The organism is Paenibacillus etheri (assembly GCF_001012825.1).
Classification (GTDB): Bacteria; Bacillota; Bacilli; order Paenibacillales; family Paenibacillaceae; genus Paenibacillus_AQ; species Paenibacillus_AQ etheri.
The window spans coordinates 240,746-265,585 of record NZ_LCZJ02000018.1; the positions used below are offsets into that span (position 1 = coordinate 240,746).

A 24,840-nucleotide genomic window follows, 5' to 3' on the forward strand; every position below is an offset into this window, starting at 1 on the left:
GAGTTGCGTCACAGAAGGGGGCTTTACATGTGGGTAAAGCGAGAAAACCAATTCAAATCGTAATTCTGTTTCTAATCGTTCTAGTAGGTGGTTATGCAATTGGTTCCTCTGTATTTGGTGGAAGCGGTAAACCAGAGGAAGGTAGTAAAGCGCCTGCCATTGATTTGCTGGGGCTTGATGGCCTTGGGCATACGTTAGACGAGTATAAGGGTAAGGCTATTGTGCTGAATTTCTGGGGCTCATGGTGCACACCTTGTGTAAAAGAAATGCCGGCTCTCCAAGCACAATGGGAGAAATGGAAGGACAAAGATGTAATCGTGATTGGAATCAACGTAGGCGAAGATCAGATGACTGTCGAGAATTTTGTGAAGCAGGTCGACATTGATTTTCCGATTTTGATGGACACGGGACGAGACGCTGTGCGAAGCTATGGTATTTCTCCACTCCCAACTACTTTTTTTATTAATGCAAAGGGTAAAATTGACAGCATTCATATTGGCCAGCTTGATTTAGATTCACTAGATGATCAAATTGGGAAGCTGGTGGATTGATGAGTGAACGCGAGGCTTTTATAACCAATACCAAATGTGAATGCGGCCACCAGAACCCTGTAGGCACTGTTCTATGTGAAGCATGCGGAAAGCCGCTTGGCAAAGAATCGGACTGGGGCGAGAATCTGGAGATGCGTTATGATGGTGTAGCCCGTCGTTCGCAGCGCGTTAATCCAAGCATTATTGATCGCGTATGGAACTTTTTTTCATCCGTCAAAATAGCGATTTATCTAATCGTATTGACACTGTTAGGCTCTATGCTGGGAACAATATTCCCTCAGGAGAGTACTTTTCTTAATATTGATGCATCAAGTTATTATAAGCAGGAGTATGGAACAGCTGGGGACATCTACTATAGGCTTGGACTTTCACATACATACGAATCCTGGTGGTTTGTGACTCTACTCGTAATGATTGGCGCTTCATTAGTCATTTGTAGTTTGGACAGAGTACTTCCGCTATATAAGGCATTAACTAGACAGAAGATTCGGAAACATCGTCAGTTCTTAACTCGGCAAAAGGCCGTGCTAGTCACTGAAGTGCAAGAAGAACCAGAAGCTTGGGTTGCTCGAGTGATTCAGCCTATGCGTAAAAAGGGCTATCGAGTCAAGAAGGATGGAGGAGCTCTGCTAGCAGAGAAACACCGCTTCAGCCGCTGGGGACCTTACGTAATACATATTGGTTTGATTATTTTTTTACTAGCTGTACTGGCAAGAGGATTGCCGGGTCTCAACATGGATCAGCATCTTGCTTTCCCACAAGGGGAGATTACACAGATTCCAGATACTACCTACTATTTAAAAAACGAGAAATTCACCGTAGAATTTTATACGGATGAAGAGATGCCTGAGGAGTTTCGTGGCAAAAAAATCCTTCCGAAATTATTCCAAACTAAAGCTGTGCTATATAAATGTACCGCGGATTGCGGAGATCCTACTAAGGAACCGCAGCTTGCCGAGGTGACAACACATGATATCCAAGTAAACTCACCTTTGGATTATAAAGGATTGAAAGCGTATCAGTTTGATTATGATTTAACACCTGTGCTGCGTTCCGTTCAGCCTGGACTTAAGAATTCCACCACAGGGGAGACATATGGTAAATTCAAACTGGACATGAAGAATCCGCAGCGAACGATTACAGCGGGACCCTATACGATGACTTTAAAAGAAAAGTATATGGATTTTGGATTAAATGAGGATGGGCAGCCGATATCTAAATCGCCTTATCCAAATGCACCAGCATTCTTGTTCTTGATTCAAGGACCGAATTTGCCAGCGGAAGGGCAGCAGTACTTCTATTTTCCTAAGCAGGTAGATAAGTCTCAGTTTCAGCAGGTAGCTATTAACGATAAGCTTGCTGGCAGCAATAGATTTCTTGAGCTTGAAGTGGACAACATGAGCGATGTTGATTTTTCGGAATCGACTACATACTTGAATATACGTATTGATCGTGCAATGCCTTTTGTATGGTTAGGTGCAGCAATCGTGATGCTGGGTTTAGTCCTTGGATTTTACTGGCAGCATAGACGCATCTGGCTTACCGTTGTGAACGGAGAGCTAATACTCGGAGGTCATACGAACAAGAACTGGTTCGGTTTCCGTCGTGAGATCGTTTCTATTTTAGAAAAAGTAGATGTGGTAGTCGATGAAAAATCAATAGATAATGGAGGAGGCCTAACATGAGCTTGCTCGATATCAGCAGTGCTGTCTTTATTGCCGCATTCTTATTGTACAGCGGTTCGTTTATGTTATTCACTATCGCTATCATGGGTCGCAAGTGGTCGGGCCGCAAGCCAGAGGAACATACTGCTCGATGGGGGAAAATAGCTTTTATTGTTTCTTCTATAGGTCTTATCTTTCATCTTATTTATTTCTTTACGCGCTGGGCGGGTTCAGGACATATTCCAGTTAGCAATATGTATGAGTTCATGACTTTCTTATCTATGATGGTTATGGTAGCCTTTACAGTGATGTACGCGATCTATCGCAAGGTTATTCTTGGTCTGTTTGCAGTTCCAATTAGCATTATTGTGATGGCATACGCAGCTGTATTTCCACAGGAGGTTCAGCCATTAATTCCATCCCTGCAATCGAACTATCTCAAGATTCACGTAACACTGGCAGCACTAGGTGAATCCTTTTTTGCAGTAGGATTTGCGGCAGGGCTGATGTATCTGCTCCGGACCGTGAATTTTGCTAGTAAAGAGAAGGCGGATCGTAAGCAACAGAGGCTTATTGAATTTACTCTCTTTTCAATCATTGTTATAATTGGGTTTCTGGGTTCAGTTTTTGCTTTCCGCGGAGCAGGTTATGAGACTGTTTTTGTCCGTCCCAACGTTACGATTGACAGCGCAGGGCAGGAAAATAGTACAATAGAGAAAGTGAGTTATCGAATGCCGCCGATTGTGGCTCCTCACAATAGCGAAATTGAAAGCTTCCAGTCGTTTCTTGGCATGAAAGAACCTCTCTTTGAAGCTCCTTCATGGATGAATGGTGTGAATGCTGGTCGGAAGTTTAATACTGTAATCTGGTCGATTCTTTCCGGATTACTCCTTTACGGAATTCTTCGCTTGATCGTTCGCAAGCCGCTAGGCGCAGCGATTCACCCAGTTATGGACGGAATTGATGAAGGCGATCTAGATGAGATTACGTATAGGGCGATAGCCATTGGCTTCCCTATTTTCACATTAGGCGCTTTGATTTTTGCAATGATATGGGCGCAAATAGCTTGGGGAAGATTCTGGGGATGGGACCCCAAAGAAGTCTGGGCACTCGTTACTTGGCTCTTCTATAGTGCTTATCTTCATTTACGATTGGCTCGTGGATGGCAAGGGCGAAAATCTGCCTGGCTTGCTGTTCTAGGCTTTTTGGTCGTAATGTTTACCTTAGTTGGCGTTAATCTAGTCATCGCCGGTCTTCATTCTTATGCGGGGACGGACTGAGCATAGTTAACCTGCTAACACAGCACAATGGATTTAAGGTTACGTTCTACTGTATTTGATGAAGGGGTTGTTGTGAAATGGCAGATCATTTAAACAGAATTCTGGTAGTGGATGATGAGGAACGCATTCGCCGCCTGCTTAAGATGTATCTTGAAAAAGAAGGCTATGAAATCGATGAAGCAGAAGATGGAGAAATCGCTCTTCGTAAAGCAACAGCAAATGACTACGGTCTAATTTTGCTGGATGTTATGCTGCCTGGTATTGATGGAATGGAAGTGCTGACCCGACTCAGAGGGGTTAAGTCAACGCCAGTCTTAATGCTTACAGCTAAAGGCGAAGAGATTAATCGTGTACAGGGCTTTGAGATGGGCGCTGATGATTATGTCGTGAAGCCATTTAGCCCTCGCGAAGTGATTTATCGCGTGAAGGCCATTATGCGCCGTTCTTCGGCAACAGCATTTTTGTCCAAAGAGAGTAACTCCAGTAATAACATCGTATTTACTCATCTTATTATTGAGCATGACGCGCACCGTGTTACTGCTGGCGGTGAAGAAGTGAGTCTGACACCGAAAGAATACGAACTTCTGCATTATTTGGCGATTTCGCCGGATAAAGTGTTCTCTCGTGAAGAACTGCTTAAGGATGTTTGGAATTATGAGTTTTTTGGAGATTTGCGTACAGTCGATACCCATGTTAAACGTCTTCGTGAAAAGCTGAATAAGGTATCACCGGAATCCGCGGCGATGATTACAACCGTATGGGGTGTAGGCTACAAACTTGAGGTACCTAAATAAGTGAACTTCTGGAGAAGTCTTGTCGGCAAACTGTGGGTCACGATCATCTGCCTGGTCGCTGTCGTGCTTATAACACTCGGGTTGTTTCTGCTTCCCTATATCGACAGTAACTTTGCCAATTCCGGCGATATCAAACGTTTATTTATGTATACTTGCATGATCGGATTTTCTTTGACGACATTCTTCGCGTTGTTCTTGTTTACCAAGATCACTCAACCGATGCAACGTGTCATCGAGGCTGCAAACAACATTCGACGTGGTGAATACGGAACAAGGCTGACGCTTGTCACAAGCGACGAAATCGGTCAATTGGCGACTTCCTTTAACCATATGGCTGAGGAGTTAGAAGAGAATATCCGCAGTCTGCACCATGAGAAGGGTCATCTATCCAGTGTATTACGTAGCATGAGTGATGCTGTAATCACCTTTGACATCGAAGGTCAGATTATTCTGACCAATCCGCATGGTCAATCGCTACTTGAGAGCTGGAGCGATTTGGAGTGGGAACAAGAGAGTGACATTGAACCTCATTCGGAAACGGCTGAGAGTAATGTTCCACCTCCCCTGCGTCCTTTATTTTTGAGCACGTTGAAACAAGGCGGCGATGAGCGTTCTAATGTACATGTCCGGCAGGGCGTGTGGTCCGTCCATATGGCACCTTTATATTCTGAGGGCAGCATTCGTGGAGTAGTTGCTGTTCTACGTGATGTGACTGAAGAAGTACGACTCGAAAAAATGCGCCGTGACTTCGTGGCAAACGTTTCTCATGAGATTCGGACGCCATTATCGATGATGCAAGGTTATAGTGAGGCTTTACTTGACGGCATGGCTTCTTCACCAGAAGAAAGCAGTGAACTGATTCAGGTCATTCATGATGAATCCCTCCGTATGGGACGTCTTGTAAAGGATCTGCTCGACCTTGCGCGAATGGAAGCTGGACATACGGATATGTTGAAGGCAGAAGTAGGTGTGAATGAACTGCTGGAACGAGTGTATCGTAAATTTTCCGTACGTGCGAAAGAGCGTGATATTCATCTGCAGCTAAACAAAGAGAGCGATGTCCTTGTTCTTAAGGCGGCTGATGAAGATAAGCTAGAGCAGGTCTTAACCAATTTGCTCGATAATGCTTTTCGTCATACTCAGGATGGCAAGAAGATCACGGTTTATACAGGAACTTGTGTCTTAGAAGGGCGTCGCTATCTTGAAATTAAAATTCAGGATGAAGGCGTAGGTATTCCGCAGGAAGATCTGCCGTATATATTTGATCGTTTCTACAAAGCCGATAAGGCACGCGTACGGGGAGAATCAGGTGGAACAGGACTTGGGCTTGCGATTGTTAAAAATATTGTTGAGTCGCATCACGGAACCATTTCAGCTTCCAGTAAATTGGGTGAAAGTACAACCTTTACCTTAAGACTTCCTGTCGAAAAACAGTAATTCCAAACACAATGTGTGATAGCGCCTCTGACAGCAGAGGTGCTTTTTGTTGAAACAAATACATTAATCTTGTTCATCGTGGAACATATCTCATTGTTTATGCTTGGGAGGCCATCAAATGATTTTATCTTTAGACCAAGGGACTACCAGTTCACGAGCCATAGTGTTCAATGAGGACGCTAGAATCGTCTCACAAGGGCAATATGAGGTTGAACAATCTTTCCCACACCCTGGCTGGGTGGAGCATGACCCAGAGCAAATCTGGGCGTCACAGCTTGCAGCTGCAAGAGATGCGATTACTCAGGGCGGGATAATGCCTCAGGAAATATATTCCATTGGAATTACAAATCAGAGGGAAACGGCCCTGATCTGGGATAGAGCAACAGGCAATCCGATTTATCCTGCGATTGTGTGGCAGGACAGACGCACTGCAGAGCTGTGTGAAGAGATCAAGAGTAAGGGGTTAGAGGGACTCATTGCTAGCAAGACGGGACTCGTTGTGGATGCTTATTTTTCTGCAACAAAATTCTCCTGGATTCTTGATCATGTTGACGGCGCACGAGAGCGGGCGAATAATGGTGAGCTACTAGCTGGGACAGTAGACAGCTGGCTAATCTGGAAGCTTACTGGCGGGGCTGTACATGCTACTGATGTAACTAATGCATCGCGTACGATGCTATTTAATTTACATGAGCGCTGCTGGGACGAAGAGCTAATGGAGGAGCTTCGTGTACCACGCTCCATCCTGCCAGAAGTGAGGATGTCCGGTAGTAAATTTGGAGCAGCAGACGCGCAGTGGTTCGGGACAGAAATACCTATTCACTCTGTATTGGGGGATCAACAAGCTGCTTTGTTTGGACATACTTGTCTTGAACCCGGCAGTGCCAAAAACACATATGGAACTGGATGCTTTATTCTAATGAATACAGGTACAGAAGCTGTAGTCTCCAGTCATGGGTTGTTGACCACTGTGGCTTGGGGAATGGGAGATGAACTCTATTATGCGCTCGAGGGTAGTGTATTTGTAGCCGGAGCGGCTGTACAATGGCTTCAGGAAGGACTAGGGCTCATAACCGGGCCAGCAGGCTCAGAAGATAAAGCGCGGGAAGTAGAGGACAGTGAAGGGGTTATCGTCGTACCAGCTTTCACTGGACTGGGTGCGCCTTATTGGGATATGTACGCACGTGGAGCCGTATTCGGTCTGACGAGAGGTACGACTTCGGGGCATTTGGTACGAGCAACGTTAGAATCATTAGCCTTTCAGTCTAGAGACGTAATAGGGGCTATGGAAAAAGACGCAGGAATGCCATTGACCGGTCTTCGTGTAGATGGGGGAGCTGTTCGTAATGATTTGCTGATGCAGTTCCAGTCTGATATCCTCGGAAGTGAAGTTACTCGGACTACATATGCGGAGACGACTGCGCTGGGTGCAGCGCTCCTTGCTGGATTAACCTCTGGGGTCTGGACAAGAGAACAGCTAGAAAGCTTCAACAAAGCGGAGAGAGTCTTTTCGCCTGTCATGGGTATGGATGAGCGCGAACGACGTTACAACGCCTGGAAAGACGCTGTAGCGCGTACTATGGGCTGGGAGAAACATGAAAGATATCAGTAGAAGGAGACTGGGGACATGTCTATGGTTAACGGAACAGAATCTGATCTACCTAGCGGGCTATCTAAGCCAGCGCTTCGAGCGCTTCATGGTGCTGGTTATGTACAGCTTGATCAATTCACCAAGCTCACTGAGTCAGAGCTTCTGAAACTACATGGACTGGGTCCAAAGACGATCGTTCAATTACGGAGTGCGCTCGCGGAGAAGGGTCTAACCTTCGCAGGTAAGTCCTGATCTGGCGTTCATATCTATACTAAAAGGCGGCAAGCTAAGGATCTATCCTTGGCTTGCCGCTTTTTGTGTTGCAACAATTAATATTCAATAACAAACGCTACATTTTGCCATCCGGCACCCACTGTCCAAAACAGAACTTTATCACCACGTTCGATCTTTCCTGTAGTAATTGCTTTGTGTAGAGCAATAAACGGGCTACTGGTGGAGGTGTATCCGAATTCATCACCTATGTAAACCGCTGCATCACGATCAATACCTACTTTTTCACAAACACCAACGATATTAGGCAGTGAAAGCTGTGAGAAACAGGCCGCTTTAATAGATTCAGGCGCTATGTTGTTATCAGATAGAAGCGTGCGAATCGATTCAGAAGCAGCATCTACGCAAATGGAATCATCAAATGGAATGAACTTCACATTGAATTCTCCAGCCGCGACGCCTTTTCTACCCAGATTAGCCAAGCCTTCAGCCGGGAACATGGAGTTGCCGTAAACGCATGTGTCTGTTTGATAGACAGAATCAATGAAGCCTACCGCATTATCATCGCGCACAAGAAGGACTGCCGCAGCTGCATCACCGAAGTTAGCATAATAGACTGGATCATTCTTATCTGCATGAGGTGCTAAATAATCGGATCCAATGACCAAAGCACGCTTAATTCTAGGATTGGCTTGCATTTGACGGCTCACCTGTTCTACGGAAGCAGTCATACCTGCACAGTTAGCGTTGCTATCTATACAAATTGTATGAGATGCGCCGTTAATTAAACGGTGAATCATTAAAGAGTTAGTAGGAAAGATATATTCAGGAGTTTGACTTGCATAGGCAATAAGATCGATATCAGCGCCAGTGAGACCATTTTTATCCAACACATTACTGGCAGCCTCGAAAGCCATCGTAAGAGAATTTTCTTCCTCATTCTTAATGCTATAGCGCGTATCACGACCTAAAGTGGTCAGTAGACCTCGGATATCAATACCCTTTTCGTCAAAATGCTTAATAAAAAAGTCGTTACCAACTTTATTACTAGGATGATAGATATCAATGTCTTGAATACGAATTCCGGTCATATGAATGAATCCTCCTGAAAAACTCTATGGTTTTTTTATTTATATGAAGAATTAAGCTGTAACGGTGGAAATGATCTCGATGTTATCTAGTCCTGCTTTACGACCCAGACGAGCAAGCTGCATTTTAAGAATTGGGTTATTTTCAAGGGTTAGATTTACTTTTACAAATCCATCATTCTTAAACATTACGAAGCAACCTTCTAAAAGAGGTACAACATCAGGTGCAGTTACGTTTAGCTTTCTGCAGTCGATTTGTAATTCATAGTCTGCTGGAGTGAGAGGATTAATAGTTTGTTGATAAGCTTGGATGGATTTCAGACCATCTTCTTCAGAAAATGTTCCTTCCAGCTCAATATTGATCACTTTTTTAGTAGTGTCTGTCTTTAAAATAAACTGTCCCACGTTAACATCTCTCCCAATATTTTAATTTTACTGAAAATAGTTACTTTATTTCTTCAATCGTTTCGAGAAGAATATTAAAAGCGGTGATGATTCTAGGTGCCCCTATAGCGGGTACTAAGTGTAATAGAATACCTTTGAGTTGTTCTACAGTAACTCCCACACGAAGAGCCATGACATAATGAACACCTAATTGATCGAACTGACCCATAGCAATCAGAGCAGAGATAACTGCGATTTCTTTCCAGTCCGCTTCAATTGTGTTGCGTTGGAAAATATCGCCGTAGGCATTCCCCATAATAAATTCAGCCAAGTCAGGGAAATGTTCTTTAATCGGAGCCAGTGCTTTAGCGCCGTAGTCTCCTGAGAGATTCGTGAAGTGGTTAAGACCACTGTTTACATTGTCTTTCATAGTAACCTCCTAATTTAGGTTTAAAGTACGGTGAGCAGTCGGAGGGACCTCATCACGGTCTGTTAACAGTTCAATGACAGCAACACGGTTGATTGCAACAGCGTCCTTAATGGCTGTTTCGAATTCCTCCGCTGTCTCACATTTATACCCTGTAGCGCCTAGTGATTCTGCGAATTTTACAGCGTCCATAGGGACTTCGTAGATAGTTCCGTCAATACGTCCTGTAGTCTTTTCCATACCTTTTAGAGCCATATCTAGCTGTTTATTGTTTACAACAATGAATATGACAGGAATATCCTTGCAGACAGCAGCGTTGATCTCTGCCCCTAGCATCATAAAGCAGCCATCTCCTGTAATGCAGAAGATCGTTTCTTCTGGAGCCGCAACCTTTGCACCAATCGCCATCCCGATGGAATTACCCATACAAGCAAAGTAAGCATCGAAAACAAAACTGCCCGGTTTCTTAACCTTGTACCATTTCGCAGCATGGAAACCGTGACTTCCATCATCAACAAAGACTGTGCTGTTATAAGGAATCAAATCACTCATCGTACTCAAGACCGATGCAAGTGAAAGGTTTGGTAAAATCGGAAGCTCTTCGGTATAATCGGAATTTGTCGGTGCTTCGCGTTTTGTGATGTTGTTCGTGTCAATATGATTGAGATAGCAAACTAGATTGTCGCGTAGATCTCCAGTCACTGGAATTGTTTTAGAGAACAATATTTTTCCGACAAAAGTCGGATCGCTATCAAACTGAATTAATGTTGTAGGATGATTTTCTCGTTTAAGATTACAAATAGTCATATCACTTAAACGTGAGCCGAGAACGATAAATAGATCACTTTGATTCAGCAAGTCATCCCCATGGGTACAGCCGCCTACTCCAATTGGACCGTGATAGAGTGGATGATCCCAAGCTATAGCCCCTTTACCACCTGGAGATGTAACTACAGGAATAGTAAATGTTTCCGCTAATTGAATTAGCTCACTATGTGCTCCTGAGCGGTTAACGCCTTTACCAGCGATAATTATGGGATTCTTTGAGTTATTAATAGCATCAAGTACGCGGTCAATATTAGCATGGCTAACCAGTGATTCACGTTCAGGGATTACAATATTACATTCCTCCAGCAATTCCGTTTGTACATCAAAGGGAATACAAAGGTGAACTGGGCCGCGGTTACCGCTCAAAGCAATGGATATGGCATGATTAAAGATCGTGCTAAAGTGATCTCCACGTTCAATAAGCTTGCTATATAAGGTAGCAGGTCTAAACATATCAGCTAAATCAGCTAGAAAAGAGGTAGAGTCCTGACATTGGGGAATTCCAAGCTCTTTAATAGATTGATGGCCAGTAATAAATAGGACAGGTAGGTTGTTAGCCTTAGCATGTGCTGCTGCAGTTAAAAGGTTTGTTCCACCAGGACCTGAAGTACCAAAAGCTACACCTAGTTTTCCAGTTTTCAGCGCATACCCAGCTGCTTCGAAGCCGGAACTGGACTCATGTCTCCCAGGAATAAATTCAATACCGTAATCTACCATTTTAAGAACGATAGGACAAATGGATTTGCCAATAATGCCAAAGGAATGGGTAACACCTAGGTTCCGTAGTGCTTCCGACATGTAATCTGCGACTGTCTTCAAAAAAATACACCTCACAAGTTGATTGTTATTTTGAAATCAAACATTAGAAAACCTGTGCTCTAAAATAGGGCACAGGTTGGTGGCATAAATCGCCATAGAGACTGAACAATAGTTCAGTCGTCTTGGTTTCTGCAACCTGGCTGTCATGGCCTCAGATTAAACATGAGGCTGTAGATCCATGGTTTTGCGTCATCCTCTTTCGAAGATTTTGCCAATATAATTTTTAAATTTATAAGAAGAATTTTCCTTTACAATATATTCCTAGAGGCCCTTTGTCAATATATTATCGCAAATTAACTCGAATTTTGACGAAAGTCTTGTCTAACATATGAAATAATGGACGTAAAAAAACCGCCACCTAAGTCAAACTTAGGGGCAGTTTATGTTTGCTTGTACGATTAGTCAGTTACTTAAAATTTGAAGATATGGATTGTCTTCTGTAAATTAAATACAGCCTGCGTCATTTTTTCAGTTTCTTCTGCGACGGACTGCAGGGCATTAATTTGTTCGTTCATAGCTGCCGAAACTTCTTCGGTACCGGCAGCGGTTTGCTGCGTGATCGCAGAGATATTCTCGATTGCACTTGAGATTTTTAAGGCACTTTCCAACATAAGGTCACTTTCAGCAGAGAAGGAAGAAATCTGCTCAGTAATATACTGCACACTTTGCACAATTTGAGCAAAGATATGAGCAGATTGAGTGATCATCTCATTCTGTACCTGTACAACCTCTTCGTTGATAGCAATATTGTCAATCGCTTGTTTAATATCAGTTTCGATGCTCCGAACCAAACCGAAAACTTCCTTCGTTGAAGCCGTTGATTCTTCAGCTAGTTTACGAACCTCCTGTGCGACAACAGCAAATCCCCGACCATGCTCTCCGGCACGTGCTGCTTCAATAGAGGCATTTAGCGATAAGAGATTGGTCTGCTCAGCGATCTCTGTAATGGTCTTTGTGATCATCGTAATTCCGCGAGCATTATGAGAAAGGGCTTCGATAGTATCAGCTACTTTTTGAGTAGCTTGGATGTTTTTACGCATGCCTTCAGCTTGAGTATCAACGGATTGGCGTCCTTGCTCAACTAGTTCTAAGGTATGTATTGAACGTCTGTTCATTTCTTTTGTAGAGTTCGTATAATTGGATACTTTATTCTCAATATCTTTAATGGATTCTGTCATTTCAGCGATATCCGTAGATATTTCATTTGCACCAAGAGCTAGTTCGTTGGACGAAGAGGCTACTTGAGCCATGACAATTTTTAAGTTCTGATTCTTATCTTCGATTCCGCGGCTTGCATCCATCACTTGGCGAGTAATCTGCGAAGCTTCTGTCAGAATCTTCTTGAGCTTGTCAATCATAGTATTAAAGGAACGACTTACGTCCCCCATAGACCCGTTCTCGTCGGCCCTACTAGTAAAATCCCCTTTTGAAATACTATGAGATACATTCGCGATGTCATCGAAAGAAGATGTAAGCGTTCTCTCGACAAAGCGGGCAACGGGTAAAGTTAATGCAGCAAGAACAACGATTAGAACAATACCCAAAATAATGTTGCCTAAGATCATAAAAGTAACTAAAACAGGAATGGCAAATAGTGCGGCAACGAGGTAACATCCGGCAACAATTCTTTGTTTTAACGGAAGTTTATGCATCCAGTTCATTGGTATAATGTCCTCCTTATTAATATTATGTATTAGTGTTATTATATGGGATTTAAAGGTGTTTGGTCTATAGTAAGAACTGACATAAATCTTCTTTTAGAAGTAGATCTTGAGATTTCGTGTCAAAAATCCTCATATATAGCGGAAATTGTTGCGATAGCAGACTTTACCATCTCTAAAAGCTCTTGTGGAGAAAATACCATAACGGAGGGAATGAAGGATAGGATTATCCGGCAGGCAGACTCGATCGTATTAAATTCGGCATCAACGTTCACCCACTCTGCATCGCTTGAAGTCTCTATCAAATGGATAGAGACAAATCTTTCACGCTGCAATTCTTTTAAGACAGATGCTCTAACCCTTAGTTTTGCCGGATACTTTGGCAGCGCTGCTTTAAAGGCTGAGGTGGATTCTTCCCAGTAACGCTTTAAATCAAAATCGTCAGGCCTGTTAAACCACTCATGAGTCTCCTCAACGTTAACTAATCTGGATACTCGAAAGGTTCGTAGTTCATTCTTGCTTTTGGCTACGACATACCATACGCCGCGTTTTGCAACTAACCCAAGAGGTTCAATCAAACGAACCGTTGTCTCGTCGTTTCGGAGATAAGTGATTTTTACTTTACGGTCTTCCCAAAGAGCCCTCTGTAGTACAGAAAGGAAAGGGTAAGTCTCATCCGAAGGATGCCAACTGGCACCATCAATATGAATGCGCTCGCTTAGGTAATTTGCTGGGTTACTAGTTCGATGTGAAGAGGCAACCTCTAGTTTGAGAACAGCGGAAGAGTAGTCGTCTTGTATCCCCAGATCCTTCATTATAGATGCGTCAGTGGACAGAAGCAGTGAACCAATCTCTTGTGGCTTCATTCCCGTTAGGGAGGTCCGGTACCCTTCTGTAAGCATCCAACCCCCTTCACGTCCTCGCTCAGCTATAATCGGGATTCCTGAAGTACTTAATGCTTCCATATCACGAAACACAGTTCGTTCTGATACCTCGAGTGTTTGGGCCAGTTCTTTAGAAGTCATTTTTCCACGGTTTTGCAACAGAAGCAATATAGATAACAAACGGTCGGCTCTCATTAGGCTATTCCTCCTCGTATTAATTATTGGACGATCCCATTAATCATTTCTAAATCATGATTATATTATATATGTCAGTGGATGTCATATATTAGCGCTATACTTATAAAACGTAGGGGATGATCACAGAATATTGAAATCTAAATTTATGTGGAAAGGGTTGAGGACTATGACATTGAAAGGTAAAGTCGCATTAGTTACCGGGAGCAGTAGAGGTGCTGGCAGGGGGATCGCTTTAGAATTAGCAAGAAGAGGCGCTTTTGTTTATATCACAGGGAGAACCACAGATGTATCCGCCACAGAACATATTAAGGGGAGCATAAATAGCGTGCTTAGGGAGATAAAAGAGAGTGGAGGATCTGGTGCGGTAATACGATGTGACCATACGAAGGATCAGGAAACAGAAGCAGTGATCCGTCAGATCGCTGAAGAGCAGGGGCGACTTGATATACTAGTTAACAACGTATGGGGAGGCAATGATTTAGCTATCGAGCAGAAGCCTTTTTGGGAGTTACCTACAGCGCATTGGGACAATATGTTTAATGCTGGTGTGCGAGCACAGATGATCACGAATTATTACGCAATTCCCTTCATGCGCAAGGCAAAAACTGGCGGTCTTATTATCCATACAACCTTCTGGGATCATTATAAATATTTAGGCAACTTTTATTATGATCTTTCTAAAAATGCACTTTTACGTATGGCTTTCGGTCTGTCGAAGGAGTTAAAAGATGACGGTATTGCGGTTATTCCACTTTCACCCGGATGGATGAGAACAGAAGCGGTTCTAGAAGCCATGAATACAGATGAGGAACATTGGCAAGAAGTCGGGGAACTGAAAATGAGTGAATCGACGACATATATTGGTCGAGCTGTGACTGCACTAGCAGCTGATCCGGAGGTTATGTCTATGTCCGGTGAGCCGCAGCAGGTTGGAAAGCTTGCTGAAAAGTATGGTTTTACTGATATTGATGGAAGGATAATCCCTTCATTCATAATGTAAGAAGAAAAAGATTCGTTAAATAAAAGAAAGGCCACTCCAGTGCATTCTGGAATGGCCTTTCATGTTTTAGATTAAAGAAGGATGATTTCTTCGGCAGTGTTAATCTCTGGTAAACCAGCAAGTTTCACAAGGACATGCTTAGGAACAGCTTTGTCAACGGTCAGCAGCATGATTGCAGCGCCCCCAACAATTTTACGTCCCACTTGCATGGAGGCGATATTTACATCGTTCTCGCCAAGCAATGTGCCCACGAGTCCGATAATCCCTACTTTGTCGTTATGGGATACAAAGATTTGATGACCTTCAGGAGCAATATCAACTGGGAACTTATTTACTTGAACAATCCGTTCTCCATAGCCTTGCAGCAAGGTGCCTGCAACAAGATACTCTTGGTCACGATCAGCTTTTAGAGTAACAGTAATCAGATTGGTAAAGCCTTTAGTTTTAGAAGCTTTAGTTATTACAACGTTCACGTCGCGTGTTTTTGCTAAATGCATGGAGTTTACGATATTAACGTCCTCTGCAAAGTGGCGGGAGAGCACACCCTTTACAATGTAGCGGGTTAGTGGTTGGGTATCTACATCCGAGAGATCACCAGCGTATTCAACATGGATCTCACGGATAGCAGCAGCTGCAATTTGGGTAACAAAGCTGCCCAATTTTTCTCCAAGAGTGAAGTAAGGTTGAAGCTTATTCATTACACTTGGAGCCACTGGAGGAATGTTGACCGCGTTAATGAACGGTTCATTACGCAGAATATGCAACACTTGCTCCGAAACATCGATCGCCACGTTCTCCTGAGCTTCAATCGTAGAAGCACCAAGGTGAGGAGTCACGATGATTTTTGGATGAGACAGGAAAGGATGATCTGCTTGCGGCGGCTCTTTCTCGAATACGTCGAACGCAGCGCCAGCAACAATACCGCTATCTATAGCTTCTACTAATGCCATTTCATCAATTACACCACCACGGGCACAGTTGATGATGCGCATTCCCTTTTTCATCACCTCGAATTGCGGGCGAGAAATCATATGGCGTGTTTCCGGAGTAAGTGGAGTGTGCACAGTTATGAAGTCTGCTCCGCGAACAACCTCGTCTACGGAAGCCAATTTAACTTCCATCTTTTCAGCACGTTCAGCTGTTAGGAAAGGATCAAAAGCAAGAATTTCCATACCGAAAGCTTTGGCACGTTTAGCCACTTCGCTACCGATTCTGCCCATTCCGAGTACACCTAAAGTTTTGCCACGAAGCTCTACACCTACGAATGTTTTTCTATCCCAGGTTCCACCAATTGTTTTTGCATAAGCTTGTGGAATGTGACGGGCCAGTGCCATCATCATTGCGAAAGCATGCTCACAAGTCGTAATTGTATTTCCATCAGGAGCATTGATTACAACAATACCACGCTTTGTTGCAGCATCCAGTTTGATATTATCTACACCAACACCTGCACGACCAATTACTTTTAGATTTTTACCTGCTTCGATGATTTTGTCTGTTACAGTAGTTTGACTGCGGACAAGGAGACCATCGTATTCACCGATAATTGCAATGAGTTCGTCTTCGCTGAGTCCTGTTTTTTTGTCAACAACTACATCTTCTGCGTCCATCAATTGCTGAATGCCCAAATCACTGATTGGATCCGATACTAATACTTTAAACATGGTTTCTTATCCCCCTTAAAGTTGAAAAGCTTTATATGTCGAGGACGCCTTTTTTGGGCAATCCACAATACCTGAAGATTCACGAACTAGTAGAGAAAAAACATGTGATAATAGTAGATCAACGCGGTGTCGCATAAAAGAAGTTGCGTGCAGAAGTGCCGCGGAATCGGTAACTTTGGGCAAAAGGATAGTATAGATTGGGTAATTAGAAATTAAAAAAACTCCCGACCCCCATACTACTGCCGTAGTAAGGGACGAGAGTTATCTTCGTGGTACCACCCTAATTCACTGCAACTTGGAAGAAGCAGCCTCATTGGCCTGCAAAGGCCACACTGGTAACGGAGTTGATCCGATTGCACCTACTTTAAGGTTCGATACAATATCTCAGGAGCGCTAAAGACATCTGTTCGTCACCGGTTTGCACCAACCACCGGCTCTCTGAAGACTTCCAGAATCTTTGTTCCATCATCGTTTTTGATTGATTAATTTTTTCATAATGTAACACGGTAATGTAGATGTGTCAATAGGCTTTGAAAGTAGGCTTTCTTGAAGTGAACCTCTTTTTTCGTTATGATTCAATAACTGGTTCTATTCATAAAAAACGGGAGTTGTGGAATCGTCTCCTTGCTATAGTACTGCTCTCGCCACTTCATAAAATCCTCTACCTGTATAGCACCTGTGGAAATAAGCAGGGTTACTGAGGACTGGACATCCGTAAGATTCAATGAACTGGCAGTACCAGAATGTATTAAATCGTCTATTTTTGCGGTAATGTCCTGAGGATCGTAGGCTGCAAAAATTCCGCGATTTAACATCATATCAGCAATGGATGCGTTCTTTTGAAGAAGAGGCATTTTTTTCCACTGTATAAAGGACATGGTCTTTAGCTCACCAGCATCAGAAGGGATTTTCTGGTTTGTCTTAGAGCCCCACTTTAGCATAGAATCATAAAAGTTCTTTTGTGCGAGCAATCCGAATTTAACCGCGCCGGCAGTATAGGGATCATTTTTCAGCAATTTTGCCGTCTCTGCACCAGATGCACTTGCACTTATTTCACCAGAAGCTTTTGAGAATAAGGTTAAGCTTTTAAGGATATTTAGCTGTGATTGATGTAATAAGGGTGAGTCGGAAAAGATAGAGTCCTGGTTAACTCTTTCATATTGTTTATCTGCTAGAAGGCTAAGATTCTTCATAGCCGCTGCGTTCACACGGGCATCAGTACTACGTGCCAGCTTGTCCACTTGCGTGTTCCAATTCTGCTTGAATTCCCGATAAGGCAAAAATACGTTATGATAGAAAGTAACAAGATCCTTCTGTTGGTAAGAGCCCGTGAATTCTTCTAATCCATATCCATTACTGCTCTTTTGTTGCTCATATTTAGCTTCCGTTTTGTCTGCGCCAACCTTGACGCCTGTGAAAAATGCGGCGAAGGCGCAAATAAGGAAAAACAAAAAAAATAGAGTGTACAACATTTGTGTACGGGAGTTACGTTGGCTCATAATAAGTGCTCCTTTTTCTGGGGGAATTATCCTATGTATTATGTATTGATAGCAACATTATGGACGGTTTCTCTTTCGGAGCTGCCCCAAAAAATTAAAGAACAGGCAGGTCACGATGAAAAAATTCAAATTTGGCGAGATTAAGATAAAAAAAGTAGAGCCAGGTCAGTTAACAGACCGTCTTCTGCTCCTCAATCTCTATATTACTCAGGGGCTTACATTAATTATCGGTTTGATATGGATATTATTTCAGAAAAGAAATCCTTTTGAGCTATTAATTTTTCCAGAAAGCGTACATTTTGTGGCATGGGGTCTTGGACTTGCCGCTGTAATGCTGGTAGTTGATTATTTATTGACTCATATTGTACCTGAAGAAAGCATGGATGACGGGGGAATAAACGACCTTTTATTTCGAAATCGGCCCGTATGGCACATTGTTGTAATTGCAGCTATGGTATCGATCTGTGAAGAGCTTCTGTTCAGAGGAGCTATTCAATATTCCATTGGTCCTTATTGGACCAGTATTCTATTTGCTCTTATTCATGTTCGTTATTTGCGTCACTTTGTACCTACCGGATGGGTATTTTTAAGCAGCTATGGTCTTGGATATATATACATTCAATCAGGAAGCCTTTGGGCACCTATACTATGTCATTTCTTCATCGACCTATTCTCTGGTCTGGTGATCCGCTACAGGAGGGAATCATGAGTGAGGAATTGAGCCGGTTGAAGTCTCGTCAGAAAAAGCGTGGTGGCGAAGGCAAAACTTCTGGCAAAAGTAAAAAAACGAATCCGCGATCGGAGGAAGCTCCTAAAAAGAGCAATCATTCCCGGACAACAACGGCAACTTTATCAAGGAAAGCGCGCCGTCCGGCAGCTTCTGCGAAGGGATCAAACGCTGGAAACAAAGAGCAGGAAGAATCTGTTCCATCACGTTCGGATACGTATTCATCAGAACGTGTTCGGCTTAGTAAAATGTTCGTTAACTCTTTGATCTTCACTTTTGTAATATTGCTGGTGGCACTCCTCTGGTGGGGAATTGAAGGGGCGCCGCCTTTGAGAACTTTATGGTGATGGTTTGGATATGGGGATTGATCGTGACTGTGCTTTTGATCGCGGTAATTATTGCAGTGATTATGGTAAGGAACGCCTTTAAAAACAGAATTATTACCGAGGAAATAATTTTGAAGTCGCTCCCAGACGTATTTGATGGATTTCGTATTTTATTTATAACCGACACCCATCGCCGTCGCCTTCCATCAGCGCTATTGACTCCATTAAAGGGAAAAGTAGATGCTGTTTTATTAGGTGGTGATCTAACGGAAAAAAACAGCCCTTTGAATCGACTGGCCGATAATATGAATCTAGTTACATCTATTGCTCCCACCTATGTAGTGCATGGAAATCATGATTATCGAGCTAATATTTCATTGGTTGATCAGATTATCCGTGGCAGTGGTGCAAAGCTGTTAATGGATGAGAATGTGAGTATTGAACGTGAGGGAGTTTCTCTTTGGTTAACTGGAGTGGATTTCCCGAAAAAGGGTGGTAACACTTCCTATCGTCCATTACCGCGATTAAAGACACATACTTCTTCTATAGATGACATGTGCCGTATCATTCTTGTTCATGATCCGTTGTGGTTGTCTAAACGCCAAAGTGTACCAGCTGATCTGATATTGGCAGGTCATACGCATGGAGGACAGGTTATTCTTCCTTTTTTGGGTCAAAGACATGTAGAAAATTTCTATCATAAATATGATGCGGGAATGTTTCAATGGCCAAGAAGGGATGGGACAGGAAGGGATGCGAAGCTGTTGATCAGCAGAGGGTTTGGAACCTCTCACTTGCCGATCCGCTGGGGAAGTCCATCTGAGATGCATGTGCTCACCCTCCGTAAAGAGCAGCATTAGGAAGTAGTCATTGTGCAACTAAATTAATTAATAACACAAAACAGGTAATCGCCTCTCCATAGAGGTGATTACCTGTTTTATTTATGCTATTTCGGAATTTAGCGCATCTTAAGCTCAATGCTGCGAGGATCTACGAAGCTATAACCTTTACCTTCTAAAGTAGTGAGCAGCTTATCCAATGCCTCGACTGTCCAAGGCAGCTCATGCATCAGAATATTACTACCTGAATGAAGCTGGTCCGTCACATTTTTGATCAATTTATCCGTTTTTCCAGTTTCTTTCTCTTTCATCTCCCAGTCCAGAGATCCGTTGGACCAGGTCATATATAACATTCCATTTTCAGCGGCTATCTTCTTTCCAACATCTCCGCCAGCACCATGTGGGGGGCGGAAAAATTGAGGGGCTTCACCTATGATCTCCTTGACCGCAGCTTGAACGTCTTCGATTTGTTTTTTAACTTCTGTGTAAGACTTGTCCTTGAGAATAATATGATCCCAGCTATGGTTGCCAATAATTCCTCCACGTTTATGAATTAACTCTAGAAGCTCGGGATGCGCTTTAACACGGTACCCGTTCACGAAGAAAATGGCTTTGGCTTGGTGCTTGTCCAAAATATCCATTAATGGATTAATCATATTCGCATCTTTGGGCCCGTCGTCGAACGTTAGCAAAACGACCTTTTTATTTGTTGTTTCTTCATTGGGGACGATATCATAATTTTTGTTCATATGGTACAGAAGTGGAACTTCAGCGGAGGCTTCATCCCCAGTAGCGGTGTTACTTCCTGCAGCTTCTCCTTCCGTAGTTGCTTGTGGTGTAGGGGTGACTGCAATTTCGGTTGTTGGTCCCTCAGTTTCTACGCTCTGTGTAGCTGCCGCTGTGGGCTGATTATTTGGTGTGGTTGTTTCCTTAGCAATGTTGCCGTTTCCCCCGTTGTTGCTACAGGAAGTCAGCAGCAAAGTAGCCAGTAGCAGCGCTGATGTCAATTTACCCACTTTTTTCAACTCGCTTTCTTGTGATTAGGTTGTATGAGTCGGAATCTTTCCGCGAACACTAAACATGATTTTACCATACAAGGAGGCTGGGATTATGAATACTTCGTCATTTTTATGCGGGGTGCTGATGGGCGCCGCAGCTAGTATGATTATGTCCAAAAAGCGGAATTCTTTAATGTCTTCGCTGGGACAATCAGGCGGTTCCATGAGCGGAGCCGCAGATAAAGCAAAAGAAAAAATAATTGGTATGGCTACGACAGGGTTTGGAAACACTGCTGCTTCAAGCAGCAATGCTCAAAGTAATGGCGCGAACAGCGGAACCTCTGAGCATAAAACGGAATCACCGGTAAAATCAAAAGAATCCAATCTCAAATTACTGAAGGATTTCATTCGCAACAATCCTGAAGTGAAGAGCGAAGTGGAGCAGATTCTAAAAGAAACGCATACAGCCATACCGGGATTGTAACCGTAAAGGACTCCTTCAGAATCATTTTGGGGATGAAATATTCCGCAGAATGATTCTTTTTTATATTCAAGGTCTTGAAAATGGTTTATGAAGTAGAATAAGCTCTTCAGTAGTGGCAACGCTTTAAGAGGATTTTATATATTTATTTTCGTGCATTTATCTCTGCAAAATGATAACATACATACATAGTAACCATTTTTGGCTCATTACTCGGGACTCATCATACATTATAATAAATGAGCTTGCAAAAGGAGGATCCTGTCATGAGAATAGAGCGATTAAGTCAAGATAAGATACGGATTTTCCTCACTTTTGACGACCTGAGCGAGCGGGGCATCCAGAAGGAAGATATGTGGCAGGAAGTTCCCAAGGTTCATGACCTGTTTACGGAGATGATGGACCAAGCATATAGTGAACTAGGTTTTGATGCTACCGGTCCGCTTGCCGTAGAAGTTTTCGCATTGCCCGCCCAAGGCATGGTCGTTATAGTGACCCGAGGAAAATATGATCACCATCAGTACGGTGCGTCCGGGGAAGAAGAATTGCCAGAAGAGATTTACGAAATGGAAGTTACTCTTGAACAAAGCGACTCCATTGTATATGCATTCCGCGATTTCGAGGTTCTTGTTGAAGCGGCCCATGTGCTCATTGGTAATATTACTTCCCAGGGGAAACTGTATTCTTATAACAATAAATGGTATCTGTACTTCGATCCTAAGGAATTTGAAGAGACGGCGTTGTCAGGTCTTGTTGGCGTACTAGCTGAGTTTGGAGATTCCTCACCGGTTACTGAAGCTGTTCTCGATGAATATGGGAAGACAGTAATGCCGGAGAATGCAGTTCAGTTATTGTGCACTCATTTTAAGCGTCAGGATTAAATAGCATGATAGGGCTGATAAGCATCATTTTGATAGACCACAACGTCGTTTCTTCTTAGCTGATTAGCCCTATTCTTGTTCTTGATGGTATGGCGGTCATTCTTGAATTAAAGCTGTTATCTGCCTTGCTGTAATCAGCAGTATAAGGCGCTAGGGATATAGGGAGGTTATTCGGTGCTCGTGTTATCGGTTATTTCGTCGGCAGTAGCGCCGGGTCTTGCTCTGCTGACCTTTTTCTACCTGAAAGATAAGTATGATCAAGAACCGCTTCATATCGTCATTAAGGTGTTCCTGCTAGGCCTTCTGATTGTATTCCCTGTTATGATCATTCAGAGAGGACTAATGCTGGGGCTGAATGGCGGTCCTTATGTGGAGTCGTTTCTTATATCCGCTGGCGTGGAAGAATGTCTAAAGTGGTTTGTGCTTTACCATATGATTTACAATCACACCGAATTTGACGAGCCATATGATGGGATACTATATGCCGTAGCGATTTCGCTCGGCTTCGCAACAATAGAAAATGTAATGTACGCTTGGTATAGCAATGCTTCAATTGGTTCCATGTTTCTGAGAGCACTACTTCCGGTTTCTGGACACGCTATGTTTGGTGTGATCATGGGTTATCACTTAGGGAGAGCCAAGTTCTCAAAAGGGGCTAAAACAAAAGGAATTCTGTTGATCTCTATCTTGTTGCCATGGCTATGGCATGGGATTTATGACTTTATTTTGAGTACGACAGCTAACTACTGGATATGGTTTATTGTTCCTCTGATGGCTATTCTATGGTACGGAGGGATGGGGAAAGTGGATAGGGCTAATAGCCGATCCCCATTCCGCTTTCTGAAACGAGAAGAAGAGGTTAACCTATAATCGAGATGGACACACTTATATTCAAAGGATTGTTCCTTAACGGGGGATTCCAGAGAGGAGAGAGGTGTCTTTTTTTGCGTATAAAAGTCCGTATACTTTGCAAACGATGCGGTGAGACCTACATATTAAGAGGGATAAAAGAGCAGGGTATTATTCAGACCGGCTTTAAGCAATGCCTTTGCAGTAATAGCATTGGCTTTGAGATTGAAGAGAGAGCCTAAGCACTCTGCTATGTGAATCTGTAGTGGAATCCCTCTATTCAAAAGCTTTAGTCACATTGTGTTACAGACGGTGCATAAGACTCCTAGTTTATTGTCAAACTAACGCCAATAAGCTATCGAAAGGAGTCTTGTAGCCCTATGTACAAAAGATTAAGTGCTGTAATGTTCCCGCTGACTGCGCTGCTGTTAATTGGAGCGCTCGTGTGGGGTTATCAGGAGAATCAGGAGAAAAATGCGATTCTAATTAAGGCGGAGAACCAATATCAACGTGCCTTTCATGATTTATCTCACCATGTGGAACGTCTTCATGGAGAGCTTGGAAACACACTAGCTGTTAACTCCGCTTCTAATGGGATGCACCGCAAAGGACTTGTTAATGTGTGGCGGATGACCAGTGAGGCACAAAATGAAATTAATCAGTTGCCTCTCACATTACTGCCATTTAGCAAAACGGAAGAGTTTCTGTCCAAAATCTCTAACTTTTCTTATAAAGCTGGGATTCGTGATTTCACTAAGAAGCCTTTAACAGATGGTGAATTGAGCAATTTAAAAGCATTGTATAAGAGCTCTGGAGAAATCTCTAAAGATTTGCAGGATGTTCAGAATAAAGTGATCGGTAGCCGTCTGCGCTGGATGGATGTTGAAACCGCACTGGCTACAGAGAATAAGGCAGAAGATAATTCGATTATTGACGGCTTCAAGTCTGTGGACAAACGTGTCGAAGGTTACCCTGAACTGGATTGGGGCCCTTCAGTTGCAAGCATTTATGATAAACGCTCTGTAAAAATGCTCGGGGGTACCCCTGTTTCAGTTGAAGATATTAAACGTAAAGCCATTAAGTTTGCTAATGCAGGTTCAAGTGCTAAGGTAGACGTTAAAGAAAACGGCAAAAATACGAAGTGGCCTTCTTATACGGCTACAGTCAGCGGTTCGAATAATAATCAGATTATCAGTATGGATTTCACCAAAAATGGTGGCTTACTGATCTCTTATTATGATAACCGTGAGATTGGTCCTGCTAAGGTATCTTTAGAAGAAGCAGTTGTTAAGGCGGAGCAGTTTCTTAATAAAAAGGGGTATCCTCATATGACTGCGGTGAATGCTGACCGTTATGATAATATCGGGAATTTAACCTTTGTAACTAACCAGAATGATGTGTTGATTTATCCTGAGAAAATGACGATCCGTATTGGACTTGATACTGGTACAGCGGTTGGATTTGAGGCTAGCGAATATGTCAATGAACATAAGGACAATCGCAAAATTCCAAAGCCAAAGCTTACCCTTGCGGAAGCGAAGAAATTTCTGAACTCAGATTTCAAAGAGAATTACCATCGTATGGCTTGGATTAAAAATGATGACTCAGTAGAAGTCTTGACTTACGAATTTGGCGGAGAGGTAAATGGTACCCAGTATCGTATTTATCTTAATGCGGATGATGGCATCGAAGAGTCTGTGGAAGAAATCAGGGCTTCTTCGGGAGTAGATCAAAAGTAA

Annotated in this window: 24 protein-coding genes, 1 riboswitch and 1 other annotated feature; of the genes, 15 read left to right on the top strand and 9 right to left on the bottom strand. The window is 43.0% G+C overall.

What is annotated here, in order from left to right:
- Positions 1 to 29 precede the first annotated feature (29 nt).
- The 7 genes from UQ64_RS06555 (at position 30) to UQ64_RS06585 (ending at position 7,569) form a co-directional block, all read left to right on the top strand.
- On the top strand, positions 30 to 551 hold the full coding sequence (locus tag UQ64_RS06555) for a redoxin domain-containing protein (protein WP_060622670.1): 522 nt from the start codon (positions 30 to 32) through the stop codon (positions 549 to 551).
- Positions 551 to 2,236 carry a cytochrome c biogenesis protein ResB gene (resB, locus tag UQ64_RS06560; RefSeq protein ID WP_060622671.1) on the top strand — a complete coding sequence of 562 codons (1,686 nt, stop codon included), beginning with the start codon at positions 551 to 553 and terminating at the stop codon, positions 2,234 to 2,236. Before UQ64_RS06555 ends, resB begins: the two co-directional genes overlap by 1 nt.
- Positions 2,233 to 3,495, top strand: a complete 1,263-nt coding sequence (gene ccsA / locus UQ64_RS06565) for a cytochrome c biogenesis protein CcsA (RefSeq protein WP_060622672.1) — start codon at positions 2,233 to 2,235, stop codon at positions 3,493 to 3,495. Before resB ends, ccsA begins: the two co-directional genes overlap by 4 nt.
- Before the next feature lie 77 nt (positions 3,496 to 3,572).
- Complete coding sequence (locus UQ64_RS06570) at positions 3,573 to 4,289, top strand: response regulator transcription factor (RefSeq protein WP_036676174.1); 717 nt, start codon at positions 3,573 to 3,575, stop codon at positions 4,287 to 4,289.
- Complete coding sequence (locus tag UQ64_RS06575) at positions 4,290 to 5,726, top strand: ATP-binding protein (protein WP_060622673.1); 1,437 nt, start codon at positions 4,290 to 4,292, stop codon at positions 5,724 to 5,726.
- Positions 5,727 to 5,844: 118 nt separating this feature from the next.
- Complete coding sequence (gene glpK, locus UQ64_RS06580) at positions 5,845 to 7,338, top strand: glycerol kinase GlpK (RefSeq protein WP_209445726.1); 1,494 nt, start codon at positions 5,845 to 5,847, stop codon at positions 7,336 to 7,338.
- A gap of 15 nt (positions 7,339 to 7,353) precedes the next feature.
- A complete protein-coding gene (locus tag UQ64_RS06585) occupies positions 7,354 to 7,569 on the top strand; it encodes a helix-hairpin-helix domain-containing protein (protein ID WP_060622675.1) in 216 nt (71 codons plus the stop codon).
- A 77-nt stretch (positions 7,570 to 7,646) separates the two neighbouring features.
- Here UQ64_RS06585 and UQ64_RS06590 read toward each other — a convergent pair whose 3' ends face one another.
- From UQ64_RS06590 to UQ64_RS06615, 6 genes are all read right to left on the bottom strand, one after another.
- A complete protein-coding gene (locus UQ64_RS06590; RefSeq protein ID WP_060622676.1) occupies positions 7,647 to 8,639 on the bottom strand; it encodes a 3-oxoacyl-[acyl-carrier-protein] synthase III C-terminal domain-containing protein in 993 nt (330 codons plus the stop codon).
- A gap of 51 nt (positions 8,640 to 8,690) precedes the next feature.
- Positions 8,691 to 9,041, bottom strand: coding sequence for a hypothetical protein (locus UQ64_RS06595; RefSeq protein ID WP_060622677.1), 351 nt, complete (start codon positions 9,039 to 9,041; stop codon positions 8,691 to 8,693).
- Positions 9,042 to 9,081: 40 nt separating this feature from the next.
- Positions 9,082 to 9,450 (bottom strand): carboxymuconolactone decarboxylase family protein, encoded by a 369-nt coding sequence (locus UQ64_RS06600; RefSeq protein WP_060622678.1) that lies wholly within the window; start codon positions 9,448 to 9,450, stop codon positions 9,082 to 9,084.
- A 9-nt stretch (positions 9,451 to 9,459) separates the two neighbouring features.
- A complete protein-coding gene (locus UQ64_RS06605; protein ID WP_245237870.1) occupies positions 9,460 to 11,094 on the bottom strand; it encodes a thiamine pyrophosphate-binding protein in 1,635 nt (544 codons plus the stop codon).
- Between the two features lie 127 nt (positions 11,095 to 11,221).
- Positions 11,222 to 11,317, bottom strand: a riboswitch (cyclic di-GMP riboswitch).
- 187 nt (positions 11,318 to 11,504) lie between these two features.
- Positions 11,505 to 12,755 carry a methyl-accepting chemotaxis protein gene (locus tag UQ64_RS06610; protein WP_060622679.1) on the bottom strand — a complete coding sequence of 417 codons (1,251 nt, stop codon included), beginning with the start codon at positions 12,753 to 12,755 and terminating at the stop codon, positions 11,505 to 11,507.
- 122 nt (positions 12,756 to 12,877) lie between these two features.
- The gene (locus tag UQ64_RS06615; protein WP_060622680.1) at positions 12,878 to 13,834 is read right to left on the bottom strand and encodes a helix-turn-helix transcriptional regulator; all 957 of its coding nucleotides are present in this window, start codon (positions 13,832 to 13,834) and stop codon (positions 12,878 to 12,880) included.
- A gap of 169 nt (positions 13,835 to 14,003) precedes the next feature.
- Between UQ64_RS06615 and UQ64_RS06620 the strand changes: the two genes are divergently transcribed.
- Positions 14,004 to 14,837 (top strand): SDR family NAD(P)-dependent oxidoreductase, encoded by an 834-nt coding sequence (locus tag UQ64_RS06620; RefSeq protein ID WP_060622681.1) that lies wholly within the window; start codon positions 14,004 to 14,006, stop codon positions 14,835 to 14,837.
- Between the two features lie 71 nt (positions 14,838 to 14,908).
- Here the strand turns inward: UQ64_RS06620 and serA are convergent, their stop codons facing one another.
- Positions 14,909 to 16,501, bottom strand: coding sequence for a phosphoglycerate dehydrogenase (gene serA / locus UQ64_RS06625; protein ID WP_060622682.1), 1,593 nt, complete (start codon positions 16,499 to 16,501; stop codon positions 14,909 to 14,911).
- Positions 16,502 to 16,748: 247 nt separating this feature from the next.
- Positions 16,749 to 16,979, bottom strand: a binding site (T-box leader).
- Positions 16,980 to 17,076: 97 nt separating this feature from the next.
- Positions 17,077 to 18,000: a hypothetical protein gene (locus UQ64_RS06630; RefSeq protein ID WP_060622683.1), complete on the bottom strand. Its 924-nt coding sequence runs from the start codon at positions 17,998 to 18,000 to the stop codon at positions 17,077 to 17,079.
- 115 nt (positions 18,001 to 18,115) lie between these two features.
- Here UQ64_RS06630 and UQ64_RS06635 point away from each other — a divergent pair, with 115 nt between their 5' ends.
- Genes UQ64_RS06635 through UQ64_RS06645 form a run of 3 tightly spaced genes read left to right on the top strand, consistent with a single transcriptional unit; the run spans position 18,116 to position 19,913 of the window.
- Positions 18,116 to 18,709, top strand: a complete 594-nt coding sequence (locus UQ64_RS06635) for a CPBP family intramembrane glutamic endopeptidase (RefSeq protein ID WP_060622684.1) — start codon at positions 18,116 to 18,118, stop codon at positions 18,707 to 18,709.
- On the top strand, positions 18,706 to 19,074 hold the full coding sequence (locus UQ64_RS06640) for a hypothetical protein (RefSeq protein WP_060622685.1): 369 nt from the start codon (positions 18,706 to 18,708) through the stop codon (positions 19,072 to 19,074). Before UQ64_RS06635 ends, UQ64_RS06640 begins: the two co-directional genes overlap by 4 nt.
- Positions 19,074 to 19,913: a metallophosphoesterase gene (locus tag UQ64_RS06645; RefSeq protein ID WP_209445727.1), complete on the top strand. Its 840-nt coding sequence runs from the start codon at positions 19,074 to 19,076 to the stop codon at positions 19,911 to 19,913. Before UQ64_RS06640 ends, UQ64_RS06645 begins: the two co-directional genes overlap by 1 nt.
- Positions 19,914 to 20,011: 98 nt before the next feature.
- Here the strand turns inward: UQ64_RS06645 and UQ64_RS06650 are convergent, their stop codons facing one another.
- Positions 20,012 to 20,908: a polysaccharide deacetylase family protein gene (locus UQ64_RS06650; RefSeq protein WP_060622687.1), complete on the bottom strand. Its 897-nt coding sequence runs from the start codon at positions 20,906 to 20,908 to the stop codon at positions 20,012 to 20,014.
- A gap of 94 nt (positions 20,909 to 21,002) precedes the next feature.
- On the opposite strand from UQ64_RS06650, the gene UQ64_RS06655 reads away from it, so the two are divergent.
- The 4 genes from UQ64_RS06655 to ypeB all read left to right on the top strand — a co-directional run bounded on the left by UQ64_RS06655 (position 21,003) and on the right by ypeB (position 24,840).
- Positions 21,003 to 21,374 (top strand): hypothetical protein, encoded by a 372-nt coding sequence (locus UQ64_RS06655; RefSeq protein ID WP_060622688.1) that lies wholly within the window; start codon positions 21,003 to 21,005, stop codon positions 21,372 to 21,374.
- Positions 21,375 to 21,637: 263 nt separating this feature from the next.
- Positions 21,638 to 22,252, top strand: a complete 615-nt coding sequence (locus UQ64_RS06660) for a genetic competence negative regulator (RefSeq protein ID WP_042190227.1) — start codon at positions 21,638 to 21,640, stop codon at positions 22,250 to 22,252.
- A gap of 174 nt (positions 22,253 to 22,426) precedes the next feature.
- Positions 22,427 to 23,122, top strand: coding sequence for a glutamic-type intramembrane protease PrsW (gene prsW, locus UQ64_RS06665; protein WP_060622689.1), 696 nt, complete (start codon positions 22,427 to 22,429; stop codon positions 23,120 to 23,122).
- A gap of 359 nt (positions 23,123 to 23,481) precedes the next feature.
- The gene (ypeB, locus tag UQ64_RS06675) at positions 23,482 to 24,840 is read left to right on the top strand and encodes a germination protein YpeB (RefSeq protein WP_060622691.1); all 1,359 of its coding nucleotides are present in this window, start codon (positions 23,482 to 23,484) and stop codon (positions 24,838 to 24,840) included.

Excerpts from the sequence above, each read along its gene's own strand:
- resB (WP_060622671.1), top strand. The coding sequence starts at position 551 with ATGAGTGAACGCGAGGCTTTTATAACCAATACCAAATGTGAATGCGGC.
- ccsA (WP_060622672.1), top strand. The coding sequence starts at position 2,233 with ATGAGCTTGCTCGATATCAGCAGTGCTGTCTTTATTGCCGCATTCTTA.
- UQ64_RS06570 (WP_036676174.1), top strand. The coding sequence starts at position 3,573 with ATGGCAGATCATTTAAACAGAATTCTGGTAGTGGATGATGAGGAACGC.
- glpK (WP_209445726.1), top strand. The coding sequence starts at position 5,845 with ATGATTTTATCTTTAGACCAAGGGACTACCAGTTCACGAGCCATAGTG.
- UQ64_RS06585 (WP_060622675.1), top strand. The coding sequence starts at position 7,354 with ATGTCTATGGTTAACGGAACAGAATCTGATCTACCTAGCGGGCTATCT.
- UQ64_RS06590 (WP_060622676.1), bottom strand. The coding sequence starts at position 8,639 with ATGACCGGAATTCGTATTCAAGACATTGATATCTATCATCCTAGTAAT.
- UQ64_RS06600 (WP_060622678.1), bottom strand. The coding sequence starts at position 9,450 with ATGAAAGACAATGTAAACAGTGGTCTTAACCACTTCACGAATCTCTCA.
- UQ64_RS06610 (WP_060622679.1), bottom strand. The coding sequence starts at position 12,755 with ATGAACTGGATGCATAAACTTCCGTTAAAACAAAGAATTGTTGCCGGA.
- UQ64_RS06615 (WP_060622680.1), bottom strand. The coding sequence starts at position 13,834 with ATGAGAGCCGACCGTTTGTTATCTATATTGCTTCTGTTGCAAAACCGT.
- UQ64_RS06620 (WP_060622681.1), top strand. The coding sequence starts at position 14,004 with ATGACATTGAAAGGTAAAGTCGCATTAGTTACCGGGAGCAGTAGAGGT.
- serA (WP_060622682.1), bottom strand. The coding sequence starts at position 16,501 with ATGTTTAAAGTATTAGTATCGGATCCAATCAGTGATTTGGGCATTCAG.
- UQ64_RS06630 (WP_060622683.1), bottom strand. The coding sequence starts at position 18,000 with ATGAGCCAACGTAACTCCCGTACACAAATGTTGTACACTCTATTTTTT.
- UQ64_RS06635 (WP_060622684.1), top strand. The coding sequence starts at position 18,116 with ATGAAAAAATTCAAATTTGGCGAGATTAAGATAAAAAAAGTAGAGCCA.
- UQ64_RS06640 (WP_060622685.1), top strand. The coding sequence starts at position 18,706 with ATGAGTGAGGAATTGAGCCGGTTGAAGTCTCGTCAGAAAAAGCGTGGT.
- UQ64_RS06645 (WP_209445727.1), top strand. The coding sequence starts at position 19,074 with ATGGTTTGGATATGGGGATTGATCGTGACTGTGCTTTTGATCGCGGTA.
- UQ64_RS06655 (WP_060622688.1), top strand. The coding sequence starts at position 21,003 with ATGAATACTTCGTCATTTTTATGCGGGGTGCTGATGGGCGCCGCAGCT.
- UQ64_RS06660 (WP_042190227.1), top strand. The coding sequence starts at position 21,638 with ATGAGAATAGAGCGATTAAGTCAAGATAAGATACGGATTTTCCTCACT.
- ypeB (WP_060622691.1), top strand. The coding sequence starts at position 23,482 with ATGTACAAAAGATTAAGTGCTGTAATGTTCCCGCTGACTGCGCTGCTG.